Source organism: Actinoallomurus sp. CA-150999 (assembly GCF_050942425.1).
In the GTDB taxonomy this organism is placed as follows: Bacteria; Actinomycetota; Actinomycetes; order Streptosporangiales; family Streptosporangiaceae; genus Actinoallomurus.
On record NZ_CP192063.1, the window covers coordinates 5,111,579 to 5,126,722 of the forward strand.

16 protein-coding genes are annotated in these 15,144 nt (G+C 66.9%); 8 read left to right on the forward strand and 8 right to left on the reverse strand.

Annotation, left to right across the window (positions count from 1 at the left end; translation table 11 throughout):
* Positions 1-451 precede the first annotated feature (451 nt).
* Positions 452-721, forward strand: coding sequence for a helix-turn-helix domain-containing protein (locus ACQP2O_RS23945; RefSeq protein WP_433189192.1), 270 nt, complete (start codon positions 452-454; stop codon positions 719-721).
* A 144-nt stretch (positions 722-865) separates the two neighbouring features.
* On the opposite strand, the gene ACQP2O_RS23950 is transcribed toward ACQP2O_RS23945, so the two are convergent.
* Both ACQP2O_RS23950 and ACQP2O_RS23955 read right to left on the reverse strand, forming a co-directional pair.
* The gene (locus tag ACQP2O_RS23950; RefSeq protein ID WP_433189194.1) at positions 866-1,258 is read right to left on the reverse strand and encodes a tyrosine-type recombinase/integrase; all 393 of its coding nucleotides are present in this window, start codon (positions 1,256-1,258) and stop codon (positions 866-868) included.
* Positions 1,255-2,100 (reverse strand): phage integrase central domain-containing protein, encoded by an 846-nt coding sequence (locus ACQP2O_RS23955; protein WP_433189196.1) that lies wholly within the window; start codon positions 2,098-2,100, stop codon positions 1,255-1,257. Before ACQP2O_RS23955 ends, ACQP2O_RS23950 begins: the two co-directional genes overlap by 4 nt.
* A gap of 498 nt (positions 2,101-2,598) precedes the next feature.
* On the opposite strand from ACQP2O_RS23955, the gene ACQP2O_RS23960 reads away from it, so the two are divergent.
* The gene (locus tag ACQP2O_RS23960) at positions 2,599-2,988 is read left to right on the forward strand and encodes a CPCC family cysteine-rich protein (RefSeq protein WP_433189199.1); all 390 of its coding nucleotides are present in this window, start codon (positions 2,599-2,601) and stop codon (positions 2,986-2,988) included.
* 6 nt (positions 2,989-2,994) lie between these two features.
* Here the strand turns inward: ACQP2O_RS23960 and ACQP2O_RS23965 are convergent, their stop codons facing one another.
* Entirely contained in the window at positions 2,995-3,360 is a 366-nt protein-coding gene (locus tag ACQP2O_RS23965; protein ID WP_433189202.1) for a hypothetical protein, read from the reverse strand.
* Positions 3,361-4,051: 691 nt separating this feature from the next.
* On the opposite strand from ACQP2O_RS23965, the gene ACQP2O_RS23970 reads away from it, so the two are divergent.
* Positions 4,052-4,966, forward strand: a complete 915-nt coding sequence (locus ACQP2O_RS23970) for a hypothetical protein (RefSeq protein ID WP_433189205.1) — start codon at positions 4,052-4,054, stop codon at positions 4,964-4,966.
* A 27-nt stretch (positions 4,967-4,993) separates the two neighbouring features.
* Here ACQP2O_RS23970 and ACQP2O_RS23975 read toward each other — a convergent pair whose 3' ends face one another.
* A complete protein-coding gene (locus ACQP2O_RS23975; RefSeq protein ID WP_433189208.1) occupies positions 4,994-5,137 on the reverse strand; it encodes a hypothetical protein in 144 nt (47 codons plus the stop codon).
* A gap of 90 nt (positions 5,138-5,227) precedes the next feature.
* Between ACQP2O_RS23975 and ACQP2O_RS23980 the strand changes: the two genes are divergently transcribed.
* The gene (locus ACQP2O_RS23980; protein WP_433189211.1) at positions 5,228-6,190 is read left to right on the forward strand and encodes a DNA glycosylase AlkZ-like family protein; all 963 of its coding nucleotides are present in this window, start codon (positions 5,228-5,230) and stop codon (positions 6,188-6,190) included.
* A gap of 70 nt (positions 6,191-6,260) precedes the next feature.
* Positions 6,261-6,578: a MazG nucleotide pyrophosphohydrolase domain-containing protein gene (locus ACQP2O_RS23985; protein ID WP_433189214.1), complete on the forward strand. Its 318-nt coding sequence runs from the start codon at positions 6,261-6,263 to the stop codon at positions 6,576-6,578.
* Between the two features lie 159 nt (positions 6,579-6,737).
* Here the strand turns inward: ACQP2O_RS23985 and ACQP2O_RS23990 are convergent, their stop codons facing one another.
* Both ACQP2O_RS23990 and ACQP2O_RS23995 read right to left on the reverse strand, forming a co-directional pair.
* Positions 6,738-8,057 (reverse strand): B12-binding domain-containing radical SAM protein, encoded by a 1,320-nt coding sequence (locus tag ACQP2O_RS23990; RefSeq protein WP_433189217.1) that lies wholly within the window; start codon positions 8,055-8,057, stop codon positions 6,738-6,740.
* Positions 8,058-8,072: 15 nt separating this feature from the next.
* On the reverse strand, positions 8,073-8,684 hold the full coding sequence (locus ACQP2O_RS23995) for a dTMP kinase (RefSeq protein WP_433189220.1): 612 nt from the start codon (positions 8,682-8,684) through the stop codon (positions 8,073-8,075).
* 622 nt (positions 8,685-9,306) lie between these two features.
* Between ACQP2O_RS23995 and ACQP2O_RS24000 the strand changes: the two genes are divergently transcribed.
* Positions 9,307-10,095, forward strand: coding sequence for a DUF6879 family protein (locus tag ACQP2O_RS24000; protein WP_433189223.1), 789 nt, complete (start codon positions 9,307-9,309; stop codon positions 10,093-10,095).
* On the opposite strand, the gene ACQP2O_RS24005 is transcribed toward ACQP2O_RS24000, so the two are convergent.
* Both ACQP2O_RS24005 and ACQP2O_RS24010 read right to left on the reverse strand, forming a co-directional pair.
* Entirely contained in the window at positions 10,080-10,967 is an 888-nt protein-coding gene (locus ACQP2O_RS24005; RefSeq protein WP_433189226.1) for a helix-turn-helix domain-containing protein, read from the reverse strand. The genes ACQP2O_RS24000 and ACQP2O_RS24005 overlap by 16 nt on opposite strands.
* A 290-nt stretch (positions 10,968-11,257) precedes the next feature.
* Positions 11,258-11,860 (reverse strand): TetR family transcriptional regulator, encoded by a 603-nt coding sequence (locus ACQP2O_RS24010; protein WP_433189229.1) that lies wholly within the window; start codon positions 11,858-11,860, stop codon positions 11,258-11,260.
* 594 nt (positions 11,861-12,454) lie between these two features.
* Between ACQP2O_RS24010 and ACQP2O_RS24015 the strand changes: the two genes are divergently transcribed.
* Positions 12,455-13,306 carry an alpha/beta fold hydrolase gene (locus ACQP2O_RS24015; RefSeq protein WP_433189232.1) on the forward strand — a complete coding sequence of 284 codons (852 nt, stop codon included), beginning with the start codon at positions 12,455-12,457 and terminating at the stop codon, positions 13,304-13,306.
* Positions 13,307-14,167: 861 nt separating this feature from the next.
* Positions 14,168-15,034 carry an alpha/beta fold hydrolase gene (locus tag ACQP2O_RS24020; RefSeq protein ID WP_433189235.1) on the forward strand — a complete coding sequence of 289 codons (867 nt, stop codon included), beginning with the start codon at positions 14,168-14,170 and terminating at the stop codon, positions 15,032-15,034.
* The last annotated feature ends 110 nt before the right edge of the window (positions 15,035-15,144 follow it).

Below are 15,144 nucleotides of genomic sequence, written 5' to 3' on the forward strand. Positions count from 1 at the left end.
GTATGAAGTGCCATGCAGTTGATGATGACTACGGATGTGTTGGCGCGGCGTTCGGGATCGAGTGCTTGACCGGGGTGCAGACCCTGCCGGTGGGGCCGCGGATAGGTCTCCGCGACGATCGTGAACAGGGCTTGATCCACCTGTTGTCGGTGTTCCCTCGGCGACGCGAAGAACCCTCGGATGGGCCGTATGGGAATCTACACTCGGAGGTTCCTGTGAGTGTCGTGGTGATCGTCTTCGGCCCGGCGCTTGTTCGGCACCGCCGCGGTGCCCCTGCTGCGGTCAAAGTGGGGAGACGCTACCTTTGGGCATGTCGGGCCCATCTGCTGACGCCGTGCTTACCCGTTGCTGATCCTCTCGCCTTAAGGTGACGACTCGCCGATCTGCGTCTCGATGCGGTCGTTGACCCTGCCGGGTCGGCGTCTGGTCGTTGTACGGAGCGGTGCCTTACATGTCCATGGCTTGGCTGGGCATGCTCAGCTGGAGAGGGGTGAATGGAACCGTGGCGTCTAAGTATCCCCGGCGTCCCCCAGAGCCGGATCCGGAGATTTATATTACCGAGGTCCGTCTTGCCGAACGCTTTGGTTGTAATCGCGACACGTTGTACGAGCTGCGCCGCCAGAAGCGGATACCGTTCATGCGCGTATCGAACCGCATCGTGTACCGGATCAAGGATCTTGACCGGATCGAGCAGGTGTTTTTCTATGATGCGGCAGACTGACTTGGGATCTGCAGCGGTGCCTGTCGACCCGTTCTGCCCTTGATCACGCGATCCGCTCGCGACACGGTGCTAGTTGATGCGGGGTCCGCGAACGACCCACTCGTGACGCGTTGGATTGCCTGCGGTCGGCTTTTGGGAGGTGTGTCAGGCGACTGGGTGCAGTCGCCGGAACCGTCGTTGTATTTTATCGCCGTCGCTGTGGCGCCAGGTAAGGTCGGCGATAAAAGGTTGGAGCTCGGCTATTTGGGGATCGGTCAGGCGATCAACCGCGTAGTGGCTGGTAGCGCCAGTCAATCGGGTGTGTCCCAGGAGCCTTTTGATCTGATCGGCGGTGGCGCCCCGATCTTGTACGGCTTGGCTGAAACCCCGCCGCAGGGCATGCGGGGTGATGCGATGGTCGTAGCCATGCTGGACGAGGGCGGCTTCGCGGGTTGTGGCGAAGCCGCGTTCTGCAAGGCTGCGGTAGATCCGCCCGCCGCGTGGGGCCGTGAACAGCCAGTCGCTCGCCTTGCGGCTTTGGATCCGTCGTTTGATCATGACGATGAGCGGGTCGTCGTCCTGGCGGGGAGGGGGACGTCCCGGAAGGCGTTGTCGGATTTTCCTCGGTCGGTGGCGACTCTCGTCCCGCCCTCGATACCTGCTCGCTCGACCTGGCGGATCCGGAGCATCCGGCGATCCAGATTGATCGCCCCGGCGGTGAGCACCGCGGCCTCTTGCCATCGAAGGCCGGTCCCATACAGCTGGGTCGCGAAGTCCCCGAGCAGTTCGGAAACGCCGTAGCAGTGGTCCAGGAACATCGGCGCGTCCTGCAGTTCGAGCGCAGGTTTCATCGTGCGTCTGTCGCTGATCTGTTTGAGGGCGGCCCGGCAGGGGTTGGCGCGTTCTCGCCACTCTCGGTCAATGGCGTAGTCGAAGATCGGTGACAGCCTGCCGCCGATCAGGACCTTGAGGGTGCTGGCGGCCAGGTCGGCCTGCTGCATCACCGCATCGACGTCTTCGACGCGGATGTCGTTGATGTGCTTGTCGCCGAAGTGTGGGTAGCAGTGCTTGTTCAGCGCGTAGCGGTACTTGCGGAGGTAGCCCGGATCGGCGGTCCGGGTCTGGAGGTAGAGGTCGGCGACCGCCCGGAAGGTGCGGGTCTGGGTCTTGACCGGGCCGGTGGCCCGCGACGCCCTGCGTGGCCTGCTGCCGTAGGTCTTCCCCAGTTCACGGGGATCGCAGTAGTCGTTGGCGACCAGATCCAGGGCGAAGCGCAGGACCTCGGTCTTGTCGGTGTTGGTATAACTCTTTGTCCCCCGGCCCCACCGAACGCGGAAGCGCTGGGGGCTGTGCTTAGTCGCCTGCAGCGTTGTGATCTTCGGGATGCCCTTGAGACGCACGTCAGCCCCCTGTCGTCTCTGGTTGGAGAGGGTGTAAGGCCCTCTTCCAGCGGGTCGCCGCGAGCAGCATGCTGGACACCAGCAACACCGCCGCGATCCCCGGCTGTGATGGACGGCTACCCGAGGCGTGAAGTCCCTCGGTGGAGGCCGCCCTCCTCGAAGGCGATCGGCGTGTAGGCGAGCGATCGGGCCACTCACGATTGGCCGCTCTCCGTCGTCTTCGCCCCCAGGACTCGGTGCTGTCCGTTGTGAGGTTTGGGGCCGCCGCCGGGCCTCTGGGGGACTGCGGAGGCGTCGCTGGCGTCGCTCAGCCGGGGAAACCCATACCCAGCCGACTGCCCTGCCCTCCACTCGAGCCCGGCTGAACCCGATCACCTGCGTGACGGCGGAGCTGAGATTGTCATACCGGACCTTGCCGGTCGGCACTCCTTTAATACGCGGGTCTCGATGTCAAGCCCTGGGGAACTCGCTGGGGGCTCCGTGGTGCAGTGAGGCAGGATGACGGCCGTGATCAATTACCCGTGCGTGTGCTGCGGTCATCGGACTCTCGGCTGGCCACCGGGCTCGTTTGAGATCTGCTCGGTGTGCTTCTGGGAGGACGACCGCGTGCAGCTGCGTTGGCCTGACTGGGCAGTGGGCGCCAACCGGACCTCGCTGATCGAGGCCCAGGCGAACTTCAAGCAGTTCGGCGCATCTGAGGAACGATTCGTGGCCAAGGTCCGGCCGCCTCGGGACGACGAGCCGTTGGATCCGCACTGGCGCCCCATCGACCTTGAGCGCGACGTCTTCGAGCGCCGGGGCGAAAGGGATGCCCCATGGCCCGATGACTGCACGGTGTTGTACTGGTGGCGCTATCGCGACGCGGGATCTTGGCGTCGCAGTAGCTGAGGCACGTCAGGAAGCTTCTCCATCGAGTCGGCTGAGGAGTCCGTCGAAGATCTGCTCGCGGGCCACCTGTCCCTTGGCGGCCGCATCATCCCGCTGGCGTTCGAGGGTGGGCTGGAACTCGATTGCGGTGACGAAGAAGGTGCAGGACTCGCAGATCGACTCGAAGTGGCAGTCCATCTCGACGGGGCGAGCGCAGTATCCGTTGCCGAGCATGCGGCGGTGCATCTGCCGGCGGAGCTTGGCCATCTCCGAGCCCTCGGCGTCCGCCGGCAGTTGGCGCGGGCCGTCGTAGAGGGCCTCCACCTTCTCCGAGACCGCGAAGTACTCGTCCGCGACGGTCCGGTCGGCGATCCGCGCGTAAACACGTGTCATGGACAACGACCGTGATGGTCCGTGCCGAAAGCCCTGCTTCACCGTCTTCGAGCCGGACCGCCTTCGGCCCTCGCCGCGGTTTCTTCTGTGCGGTGATGAACGCGAAGATGTCGGCGGTGACGATGTCGGCCGGTTCCTTGGGAACCACCGAGAAGAAGACCTTCAGGTCGTAGGCGGTGGCCAGCAAGGTGTTGGGCCGGCAGCGTGCCGCCACGAACTCCAGGTAGTCGTCGACCACGGCGTGTCCGAGCGATGCCACGGGGTGCCCAGCGGCATCGACGCGTCGTACCAACTGCGGCTGCCAGGCCATCCGGGCTGCTCGACGGGAGCGACCATCCTGACCGGGAACACGGGATCGCGGAAGAGTCGTCAGCCACATAACCGCCCAGCACGCTGATGGTATGCACGTGGTCCTCGAAGAACGCCTCCTGCCCGCAGGATGCGCTCACGCGATGGACGGCGGCCGGCCTGTCGCCGGTGGGCCGAACTCCGCGAGCTGATCGCCAGTGAGCGGCCTCAGGCTCTTGGCACGGCCGACTCAGGGGTGAACGATCGCCCTTGAACCCGAACCAGATCCCGACGAAGGGGAGGGGTGGGCATGCAACGGTGGGACTCCTCGTCACCGACCGGCAGCGGCCACGATGCAGGGCGCAGACAGTTCCTGCGCAGCGCCGGGGTTTTCGGTGCCGCTATGACCGTCGGCGTCGGCAGCACTCTCGGCGGCCGGGACCTGATGCAGACCCACGTCGCTGCGCGGGCCGCCCTCGGGAGGCTGGACAACCTGTACGGGGCGCCGACCGTCTACGCCCAGGCGCTGCGCCAGCATCGCCAGGTCCTCACCTGGCACGCCACCGTGCGCACCAGCGCGCAGCGACGGCAGATCGCGGCCCTTGCCGCTGACACCGGTGGCTTCGTCGCCTTCCTGGCCAACGACATGGGTGCCACCCGGGCCGGGATTACGCACTACAGCGACGCCATCAGCTATGCCCAGCAGGCGGGCGATCTGTCGTCATGGGTCGCTTTGCGCGGGCAGCTGAGCCGGGTCCTGGCCGACCAGGGGCGTGACCAGGATGCCTTGGCCCTCGCCGATGCAGCGGTGCGCCGGGCCGGCACCCAGGCCCATCCCGCCGTACGGTCCTGGCTGCACGCCGTACGCGCCCACCACCATGCCTGCCAAGGCGACGTCCGCGCCGCCCAGACCGATCTCGCCATGGCCTGGGCGCTGCTCGAGCGCGCCGACGACGGCGAGGTCCCCGCCTACATCGGCTTCCTTGATGCCGCCGAACTGTGGAAGTGGACCGGCCACGTCACCGTCGCACTTCTACGCCGGGATGAGGTCAGCCCATCGGTGCTGCGTGCGGGCGAGACCGCGCTTGAGCAGGCCCGCGTTGCCTGGCCGGCTTCGGCCGTCCGTGGCTCAGCCGAGATGCTCACCGCGAGCGCCCGCGTTCGCGCTGCTGGCCGAGACCTGGACTTGGCGGCCGCCCTGGCGTCTCGATCGGTAACGGTCGCTCGTCAAACTGGATCCGCGCGGAACCTGCGCGCAGCCCTGACCACCCGGGCGGTCATCGTCGAACCCCGCCCGAGGCCAGTGTTGTTCCTCTAGCCTCCCTATGTGACCCGGGTGTTCTCATCACTCACAGGAACGGCCGTCCATCACCTCAGTGAGCCGGATGCGGCTGCGCTGTGGGAGCATCTGCTCGCTCGTCAAGGGCTCGCTCCCAACAGCCGCCAGGGTTCCGTTGTCGAGGTCGCAGACGCCACGCTCGGTCTGCATGCCGCTCGGCTACCGTCCCCGTTCGGGATCGTCGCCTCCCGCAGTCGTGACCCGGGTATCCCGCTGACGTTGTTCTCCAAGGCGGTGCGTGTGGAGCTGCTGACCGTGCGCTGCATGCGCAAGACTCTGCACGCGCTGCCGCTTCCCCTTGCGGCCGCCGCGCACTCGGCAACGCTGCGTTTCCGAGCACGCGACGCTCGGCGTGCGGCCGTCAACGCCGGCGTCAGCGATGAGGACCTGGGTCGCGCCGTCGACCGGATCCTGACGGTCCTAGAAGCCGGGCCGTTGCAGCACCGGGTGCTCGAACAACGGCTTATGAGCCAGGGAATCCCTGTGCCGGTCGGCCGGATCGCCATCAAGACTGCGTGGGAGAACGGCCAGATCGTCTACGGCAACGCCACCACCGCCTGGAACCGTGAGGCGCGCACTTTCGCCCTTCCCGCCACCACCTTTCCCGGCTTCGTACTCGACCTCGACCGGGGACGCGCGCTAACCACGCTGATCGAGGCGTACTTCGACCGGTACGGCCCGGCCACCATCCGAGACGCGACCTGGTGGTCTGGGCTGTCGGCCGCAGACATCCTCACCGCACTGTCCTCCTGTGGACGCGAAGTGGTCCGCGTCGGTACCCCGTGGTCCGACGCCGATGCCCTGATGTTCGCCGACCGCCTGGAGGACTTCCGGACGGCCGATCCGGTCACAACGGGGGTGAATCTCCTCGCCCACGAAGACACTGCCCTGAAGGCCTACCACCAGACCCGCACCCGCTACCTCGGCGACCTGCCTCAACGCCGGGCGTTCAACCAGATCGGCGAGGCACTGCCCACCGTCATGGTCGACGGGCGGATCGCTGGGACCTGGCAGTGGGACCCAGCCCGTCGCGCCGTGGTGGTCTCCCTGGCTCGCGGCCGGACCACCGCCTCCCAGCGTCGGCAGGTCAAGAACGCCGCAGACGCCCTCACCTCGACCCTCCGCCAAGGCTGGGTGGCAACCAGAACCTCGGCCATCGACGCCGACGGTCGGCAACTGCTGCTGACCGGGACCAGCGAATGAGCCGTACGCGGCGTCGATACGCGCTACCGTCGCGACTCACCAGTCCCACAACGTCGCAGGGATCACACACATGGACGCGCTGGCACCCAGAGCCTCACTGGCCGATGTCCAGGACTACGTCGCGAAGATGGAAGTCGAACGCGGCCTGGACCACCTCGACATCGACTCCCAATGCCTCAAGCTCGGCGAAGAGGTCGGCGAGCTTTACCGCTCGGTGCGCAAGGCCAACGGCGATCCGTCCGATCCGAACGGCCGCGTCGTGGACATCGCCGAGGAATGCGCTGACGTCTTGATCCTGGTGGCCTCCATCGCCAACCGGAAGGGGATCGACCTCGAGGCGGCATTCCGTGCCAAAGAGGCCAAAAACAACCATCGCACCTGGGTCTAACACCTCACCGCCCGCTCCCGATGCCCAGGCCAGCAACCGGCCGGTCCGCTCGTCCAGATCGGTCCATGAGGAGCTCCGAGCCGGAGACGACGCAACAGCCCGTCGGCAGGCTGACGACGCAACGGCGGGCGCCGGACGGGATGCTTGGGCGCGGTCAGGTCAGCTTTGGGGGCCCCAGGTGGCTTCTACGAAGGCACGTAGCCGCGCGTAGGAGGACTCCACCTCGGCCCACTGCTCGTCGGTGCCCCACCAGCGACGGGTGTTGTGGTGGATATGGAACCTCGACCAGTCGCCGTCCCAACCGGGCTGCAGGTGCGTGCCGGTGATCTGGTAGCGGTCTGGGTCGGCATACACCTGGGTGCCGGGAAGCGGAACGAACCGGAACAACGCCACGCGCGCCAGGTGGGGGGCGAGCTCTTCCAGCAGGGAGATGGTCTCGTCGGTGGTGGCGTCGTTCTCCCCGGGGAAGCCGTGGATGACGAAGACTTTCGCGCCGATCCCGGCATCGGCCGTCATCCGTACGGCGTTGCTGATCTGGGTTCGGCGCGTGTTCTTGCGCATCGCTTTTAGCAGCGGCTCGTTTCCGGATTCCATCCCGTACTTGATTTCGATGCAGCCCGCGGCGGCCATCTTCTTCAGCAGGGGAGCGTCGACGGTGTCGACGCGCGACAGCGCCGACCAGCGCAGGCCAAGGTCGGCGATCTCGTCGCAGATCGCTGCGACCTTGCCCTTGTGGACGATGAAGTTGTCATCGACGATCGCGAATCCCTCGATCCCGTAGGCGTTGATGAGGTGCTCGAGCTCACGGCGGGCCGAGGCGGCGCCTCGGTATTGGATGCGGGATTGAGCGGCGGCGCAGAACGCGCACGGGAACGGGCAGCCGCGCGAGAACATCACGTGCGCCATCTCGGTGTCGGTTCCGGCCAGCCGGTCGGACATCACGACGTTCTGGCGGGGGAGCAGGTGACGGGCGGGCAGCGGCAGCTCGTCGATGTTGCGCATCAGCGCCCGCGGGGGCCCTTGGATGATCTGGCCGGTCGCATCCCGCCAGTAGATGCCAGGGATCCCGGTGAAGTCCCGGCCGAAGTCGGCGCTGCGGTGGAGCAGGTCGAGGATGATCTCCTCTGATTCGCCGTCGGCGACCACGTGTGCGTCGAAGTCGACCAGCGACTCGGTGGGATAGAAGTTGGCGTGGACCCCGCCCACCATGACCAGGCAGTCCGGGGCGAACACCGACGTCTTGCGGGCGGTGAGCATTAACCTGTACGTGGCAGAGGAGGCGAGACTGAACCCGACGGCATCGAAGCCGGTCAGATCGAGAGTCGTCCGGGTCGGGGTGACCGCTTCGATGACGGCCTCGTGGCCGGCCTGCTCGATCACCGCGGCCAGATACAGCACACCGAACGGCGGGAACTCTTTGCGGGCCTCCTTGAACCGGGCCATGTCGTAGACCTCGGGGTACAGCAGTGCCACGCGCACGCGATCACCTTCCATTCACTGGTCGGCCGAAACAGAGACAAGATCGTTGATGAGCGCCAGGACCTCCGCGGCGACACGGGCCGCCGGACGGCCGGTGGTGTCCACGGTGGCCAGCGGGTAGCCGACCTCGGACAACAACTGTCCGGCCCCGGCGTACAACGCCGCCTCCCGCTCGCCCGCCGCAGTGCCGCCCTCGTGGAACCGGCTGTAGGTGCCCCGCGCCGCAGCGCGCGCCCGACAGGTCGCCGACTCGCCGGTGAGCAGCACCGCCAGATCCGGGCGGTACATATGCCGGTACACAGCCATGATGAAGCCGGGATCGGTCCCGTCCAGCTGGTCCAGGACCAGAGCCGTCGGCACGTACCGGTCGCAGACCACCACCAAGCCGTCATCGAGGGCGGGAATGATCACCTCGGCCTGGTGGTGGTGCCGGTCGGCCGCCATGAGAAACGTCAGCGCCAAACCGTGCAGTTCGTGGGTGGACGAGCGCGCTAACTTCCCCATCGGCGACTGCGACGGTTGTCCCGTCGCCAGCGCCGGAACACCCCGCTCGAGGAGCGCATCAGCGACCAGCCGAGTCACGGTGGTCTTGCCCACGCCACAGGGCCCGTCCACGGCGACCAGCACGCCAAGCCTTCCGTGCTGTGGCGCCATCACTGGCGGATCAGTGGGTGTGCTGGCGTCCGTCGGGCCTGCTGATGGGAGCATCGCACGACTCCTTCGCACGGCCGAAGACTCACCTACCGCTGGGCGGGGTGCCAGCGGCGATCAGGAGTGCCGCGCATGCGCTGTCGGAAGACCTTCCGGGATCGAGAGTGCGCCGCGGAAAGCGTCGGCGCCAGTGACACCTCACTGCACTCCCTCGCGCCATGGCTTCATGTGGTCGCCATCCCGGCGCCATGCGCGCGTATGGTCGAGCGCCGACGCGCCCACTGCTCGATTGTCCGACTGGCTCCCTCCGGAAACCGGCCAGCCTGCTTTCACGCTGCTTCTGAGCACATCAGCACCTCAACCGGAACCGTCCACTAGCCTCGCCGCTCGGCGGCATGATCGACCCAGTGGGTCACAGTCCGGCGTCTTTCCCCGCCTGTTGCGGGGCTCCCCAGAAGGCATACGTGCGTAGCACCGTTGCGCGCTAGGAAGTTCACAGACATTCACACCGACCGGCACCCGTTCCTTGACCGCCGGCCGGGGCCACCGTCATGGTCGAATGGTTCACGCTCGAGAATGGTCTCGGTCAGGAGCCCTCATGCCTGAAACCCCCGAAGCACCCCACAGCGCTGCTCCAGGGGACGTCGACTTCGTTGGGGTCGACGATGGTTCACCGGCCAACAAATGCCCAGCCGTCCTCGTGGTCCCCGGCACCGGCGACATCCTGCAGGTTGGCCGGCGGGTCACCGACCCCGGCACCCTTGCCCAGCTGTCCCGGCACACCTCGATCGCCGATGACGAGGTCGCGATCTGGACTCCAGCGAACCTGAAGCAAATCCTGCTAGAGGCTCTCACCGGCGCCTACGAACCAGGCCAGACCGGACCGGGCGAACCGGCCTTCGAAGACCTGCTGGCCGCAACCGAACGGTCCGTCGTGCACCTGGAGGCCCGCGATACCTACGACGCCACCGACCCAGCGTTCGTGAAATGGCAGACCGACGGCGACACCACCTACACGTGGGACGGCTGGATCGACCTGGTCGGCGGCGTCGTGGCCCGCGGCGTACGGTTCCGCCGCCTGAGAATCGTGTCCGAGCCGGTCAGCGACTACATCCGCTGGGAACACGCCATCAGCTACGGCAACCTCAAAGCGGGCGAGGAACTGCGCTGGCTGCCCCGCCACCTCGCCTACGACCTACCGCATCCCGTCGCCGACTTCTTCATGTACGACCAACGCCTCATCGCCTACAACTTCACCGCTGGCGACGGCACCGACACCGGCCGGATGGAGTACGTGGCCGACCCCCGCAAGATCCTCCCGATCGTCGGCATGTTCGAGATGCTCTGGGAGCGCGCCATCCCGCACGCCGACTACACCCCATCCTGACCATCCAACCGGGCAAGGGCGGCGCGGACCCGCCTCGTCGCCGCCTCGCCGGTCTCCGCCAGCGACCACAACCGATTCCACGTGGCGACATACAGCGCGACCTCGGCGGGCTGAGTCACCGACAGATAGCCCGACACCAGCTCCACGGTCACCAGATGGCCGTCGGTGATGTCGAACGGCTCCTCCGGATGCACCGCCCGCCGGCCAGCATCGACCGGAATGATCCCCAAGAACACGTTCGGCCGCCGCCGGACCTCCAGCAGATACCGCAGCTGCTCACGGTGCAGCTCCCGCGCATACGGCCGGTACCACAACACCGGCTCCTCCAGCAGGAAAAACCAGCGGGCGTCCGGCCGGCTGAGAAGCCTTTGACGGTCCATCCGTTCGGCCACCGCATTTGCGACCTCGCCGTCCGGATCGTCCGTCTCCACCGCCTGCTCGACGATTACCCCGGTCAACGCCGCACGGGCGTAGGCCTCGGTCTGCACCATGCCGGGAAACACCTTCGGCTGATACGACCGCGCCAGAGCCAGCTCCTCGTACTGCTGCCGGATCGACTTCTGCGCCGCCTCCAGACCGCCCCTGTTCAGCTGCTCGTACGGGACCCACATTCTTGCGACGGCCGCCTGCTCTTGGAGCAGCTCTTCCGTCCGGCGCTCGGAGACGCCGCAGATCGAACACCACAACCGGACATGACGAGCCGAGATCGTCCTCCGCCCGTTCTCGATCATCGAAACCTGCGAGGCCGACTTCCAACCGGCCAAAGACGCGAACGCCCGACCCGAGATGTTCCGGGACTCCCGTAGACCGCGGAGCTCGCCGCCCAACAGCTCTCGAGCTGCCTGAGCGGACGAAGATGGCGACGAAGGCATGGTCCCGCAATCATGCCCACCCGAGCACGATGGCCGGTTGAGACTTCACCGAGATTCACACCGATCCACATCGCATCGCACTTTTAGGTTTTCACGGCCTCAGATCGCGAAGCCGTGCCGTCGCGGTTGCACCGAAGCGGGTTCCCAGCGGACTGTCTGGATCCTTCTTTGGGGGCGGGCCGGCGATCGCCTCTATGTGGCGCGGAGTCGACGCCGTCTGGGGCCAAGTGGTGTGCCGCCCAGGCGTAACGGGCGACCTGTGGTGCGGACGGGTGCGTTCTGTGGCTACGTCACTTCGAGGTCCCGGCGTTCTTATGCTCGACGCCCAGCAGCGCGAGGGCGTTGTGGATGCCCTGCTCGAGGAGTTCATCGGCGAGTTGCCCGTCGGCGAGGGCGCGGGAGAGCTGCAGGGTCCCGGCCATCATGGCGTAGGCGCTGAGCGTCTTGGTGCGGACGGAGGGCGGATCGTCGGGTGCCAGGCGGGCGGCGATGCCGTCGATGACAACCAGTACGCCGTCGGTGTACGCCTGCTTGGTCGTGTCTGCGCAGCGCCCGATTTCGTCGAGCAGGGCGGCGGAGGGGCAGCCGTCGTCGAGGCTGTCGCGGTGATGGGCGGACAGGTACCACCGCACGATCTGCTCAAGCCCGGCGCGGCCGGGTGCCGCCTGCGCGACGATGTTCGCGTTCTGTGCCTGCAACTGGTCGGCGACCGCGGTGGCCACGAGGTCGTCCTTTGATGTGAAGTGGGTGTAGAAGGCGCCGTTGGTCAGCCCTGCGTCCTTCATGAGTGTCGAGATGCCCGAGCCGTCGATGCCGTCCCGCTTGAACCGGCGGCCGGCCATCTCGATGATCCGCTGCCTGGTCGCCTGCTTGTGCATTTCCCCGTATCGCACCGCACGCTCCTTCGCTCGCCGGAAGAGCCGCTCGCCCTCTGCGGCTCCCTCGTCTTATTGTATTGCGAACGTAATCTAATGACGTCGGGGGTGCCGGCGACCGCTCGGTCAACGGCGGGGTGCCGCCGGGCGGCCTCGTGCCCACTCTCGCGACAGGTCGTCTCGGTGCCGGCTTGGGCTCATTCCGTAGCGCGCCGCGGGCTGCCGTCTGCCGCGAGGGCCCACTTGCGCCCCGCGGTCTCTCGTGCATAGTATTACGAGCATAATCTAATAGCTCCACCCCGGAAGGTGCCGCCCTCGCGCTCGGCAAGGCGGATTCCGAGGTGATCGGAACGAGTCGGAGGATGTGGGGTCATCCGTCGTGACGGCTGATCTTCCTCGAGCTCGATGCAATCGGCGACGCGCAGGTCTACAGCGTGGTCGAGCAGGTGATCGGCGAATTCGGGTGGATCCACGATCTGGTCGACAACGCCGGCTCGGCGCATCGGGCGCCGGCGAAGAGGACTCCGTCCCGCAGTCCCAGCACGTCTTCGGTGTGCTGCGCGAGCAGACCGGCGAGATGCCGCGCACACCCGCCAACAAGGGAAGGACATCATGAGTACGTATCTGGCAGACAAGGCAGAGGACCTCGCCGTCGCGGGTCCCTCCGCGCGGTTCACCTACCGGCGGATGGGTCCGCAGGGCGGCGTCCCGCTGGTCCTGCTGAACCGCTTCCGCGGGACCATCGACTGGTGGGACCCGGAGTTCCTGGACTACCTGGCCGCCGACCACGACGTGATCGTGTTCGACAACGTCGGCGTCGGCTACACCGACGGCGAGCCGCGCGACTCCCTCGAAGGATTCGCCGAGGGAGCCATCGAGTTCATCGAGGCACTCGGCCTCGCGCAGGCCGACCTGCTCGGCTGGTCCCTGGGTGGCATCGTGGCCCAGCGCGTGGCCCTGCGACGCCCCGAGCTGGTGCGCAAGCTCGTCGTGGCGGGCAGCGGCCCGGCCGGCTGGGTGCCCGATGCGCCGCCCTTCAGCGAGAAGGTCCTGGGCATTATGGCCAAGCCCGATGCCGACCTGGAGGATATGCTGTACCTGTTCTACCCCGAGACGGACACGGCCCGCGCCTCTGGGCGCGAGCACTTCGGCCATGTCTCGACCCGGCTCGCCGCCGGCGGCCCGGCGGTCTCTGAGGCGGCGGCGCAGGGCATGCTGACCGCGGCGGGCACTCTCCTGGCGGCCCCCTTCGACCAGGTGGTGGCGGAACTGGAGGCCATCAAGCATCCCGTCCTCTACGCCAATGGCCTGAACGACGTGATGATCCCCGCCCACAACTCCTACGTCGCGGTCCAGCACCTCGACAACGCCATCCTCGTGCTCTATAGCGGCGCCGGCCACGCCTTCCTCTTCCAGTACGCCAAGGCCTTCACCAAGCAGGTGGTTGACTTCCTCGCCGCCTGACCACGCCGACTCCGAACGATGCAGGGCGGCGTCCGATGACCCATCGTGCAGGCGCCGTCTCACGGCTGTGTGAGGCGGCGCCTGCACGATTGTCGAACGTCACCACCACAAGACCCGGCCGGCAGCCGGTGCGTCCCGGCGACGTGACCTCACGGAGGTGGCCCATGCTCAACCTGGCTGTCCTGCTCAGCCCGCGTGCGCCATGAGCGCCGAGCCATCGACGCCGTCTCCCTGAACCGGCGGCGGGCCGTGTCGCTGATCCGCCGCATCGTCGCCGACAGCATCGCGCGGGGAGATCATCAAGGGCCCCGTCCTCATCGCCAGTGAGGCGCACGACGGGTTGGCCTCCGCCGCGGTCTCCTTCTTCGCCGTCCGGTGACGTGCGATGAGGTGCTGTCCAGCACGATCACGCATGGCCGCACGCGCTGCCATCGGGGGTGGGCAAGCCACGGTAGTCGCCCTGCCGGGCGAGCGGGCAAGGGGCGCACATGACCTCCGGCATCGCGCTGGAGCCCGTCGGCGATCGTCGACGGCGTCCAGGTCCGAACCACGGCCGCCGCGGTATGAGCACCTGCTCCACGACGTGAACGAGACCGCCGGCAGAACCGATTCGCGATTCCGACGATGACGTCATCTCGTTCGGCTCGCCTACTTGCAGCCACATAGAATTACGGTCATAATTTAATCGTCGACGTGATGCTGAGGGGCTCGACCGCCCAGGGTTCCGAGTCCCACGGCCTTTGATCGTCGACCCCGCAGACTGCAGCCGCAGCCGGGAGACGCAGGTGACTGCTCCGCGCCCTCCCCCTCCATGAAGGAGGGGAGGCGTGCTCGCAGAACCCCCCACCGAAGGGCACGACCGTGAATGACTCACAAGAACAACGAGGCGACGTGGTGACGTCGTACGAGAACGCACCGACCCGCACCACCACTGCCGGGGGAGTGACCTTCGCCTACCGCGAGCTCGGTCCCCGGTCCGGCTTCCCGGTGGTCTTTCTCAACCATCTCGCCGGGGTCCTCGACAACTGGGACCCTCGGGTCGTCGACGGCATCGCCGCCAAGCGCCGGGTCATCACGTTCGACAACAGGGGCGTCGGCGCTTCCACTGGTTCGACGCCGCGCACCATCCAGGCGATGGCGAGGGATGCCGTCACCTTCATCCGGGCGCTCGGGTTCGAGCACGTCGATCTCCACGGCTTCTCCATGGGCGGCATGATCGCCCAGGCGATCGCCCAGACCGAACCGCAACTCGTCCGTAAGCTGATCCTCACGGGTACCGGCCCTGCGGGCGGCGAGGGCATCAAGAACGTCACCCGGTTGTCCCATCTCGACACCGTTCGAGGACTGCTCACCCTTCAGGACCCGAAGCAGTTCCTCTTCTTCACTCGTACCGCCAACGGGCGTCGGGCCGGGAAGGAGTTCCTGGCCCGCCTGAAGGAGCGCACGCACGACCGGGACAAGGCGATCTCCCTCAGGTCGTACGGTGCCCAGCTCAAGGCCATTCATCGCTGGGGGCTGGAGCAGCCCCACGATCTCTCCGTCATCCACCAGCCCGTGCTCGTTGCAAACGGTGAGAGCGACAGGATGGTTCCGTCGAAGAACTCGGCCGACCTGGCGCGGCGACTACCGAACGGCGAGTTGGTGATCTACCCGGACGCCGGCCACGGCGGCATCTTCCAGTTCCACCGGCAGTTCGTGGAGACGGCTCTCGAGTTCCTCGAACGGTAGTAGGCGCGAAGTACGGTCGTCGCATGGGCCGAGGACGTTGCCTTAAGAGCCGTGACGCCCTTCGGGCAGCGGCTCGAGTCACCCGTTCGGAGTTGCCGACCTGCTTGCTT

Bases quoted from the DNA above. Each gene is read 5' to 3' on its own strand.
- ACQP2O_RS23945 (WP_433189192.1), top strand. From the start codon at position 452: ATGTCCATGGCTTGGCTGGGCATGCTCAGCTGGAGAGGGGTGAATGGA.
- ACQP2O_RS23950 (WP_433189194.1), bottom strand. From the start codon at position 1,258: ATGATCAAACGACGGATCCAAAGCCGCAAGGCGAGCGACTGGCTGTTC.
- ACQP2O_RS23960 (WP_433189199.1), top strand. From the start codon at position 2,599: ATGACGGCCGTGATCAATTACCCGTGCGTGTGCTGCGGTCATCGGACT.
- ACQP2O_RS23965 (WP_433189202.1), bottom strand. From the start codon at position 3,360: ATGACACGTGTTTACGCGCGGATCGCCGACCGGACCGTCGCGGACGAG.
- ACQP2O_RS23970 (WP_433189205.1), top strand. From the start codon at position 4,052: ATGACCGTCGGCGTCGGCAGCACTCTCGGCGGCCGGGACCTGATGCAG.
- ACQP2O_RS23975 (WP_433189208.1), bottom strand. From the start codon at position 5,137: ATGCAGACCGAGCGTGGCGTCTGCGACCTCGACAACGGAACCCTGGCG.
- ACQP2O_RS23985 (WP_433189214.1), top strand. From the start codon at position 6,261: ATGGACGCGCTGGCACCCAGAGCCTCACTGGCCGATGTCCAGGACTAC.
- ACQP2O_RS24000 (WP_433189223.1), top strand. From the start codon at position 9,307: ATGCCTGAAACCCCCGAAGCACCCCACAGCGCTGCTCCAGGGGACGTC.
- ACQP2O_RS24005 (WP_433189226.1), bottom strand. From the start codon at position 10,967: ATGCCTTCGTCGCCATCTTCGTCCGCTCAGGCAGCTCGAGAGCTGTTG.
- ACQP2O_RS24015 (WP_433189232.1), top strand. From the start codon at position 12,455: ATGAGTACGTATCTGGCAGACAAGGCAGAGGACCTCGCCGTCGCGGGT.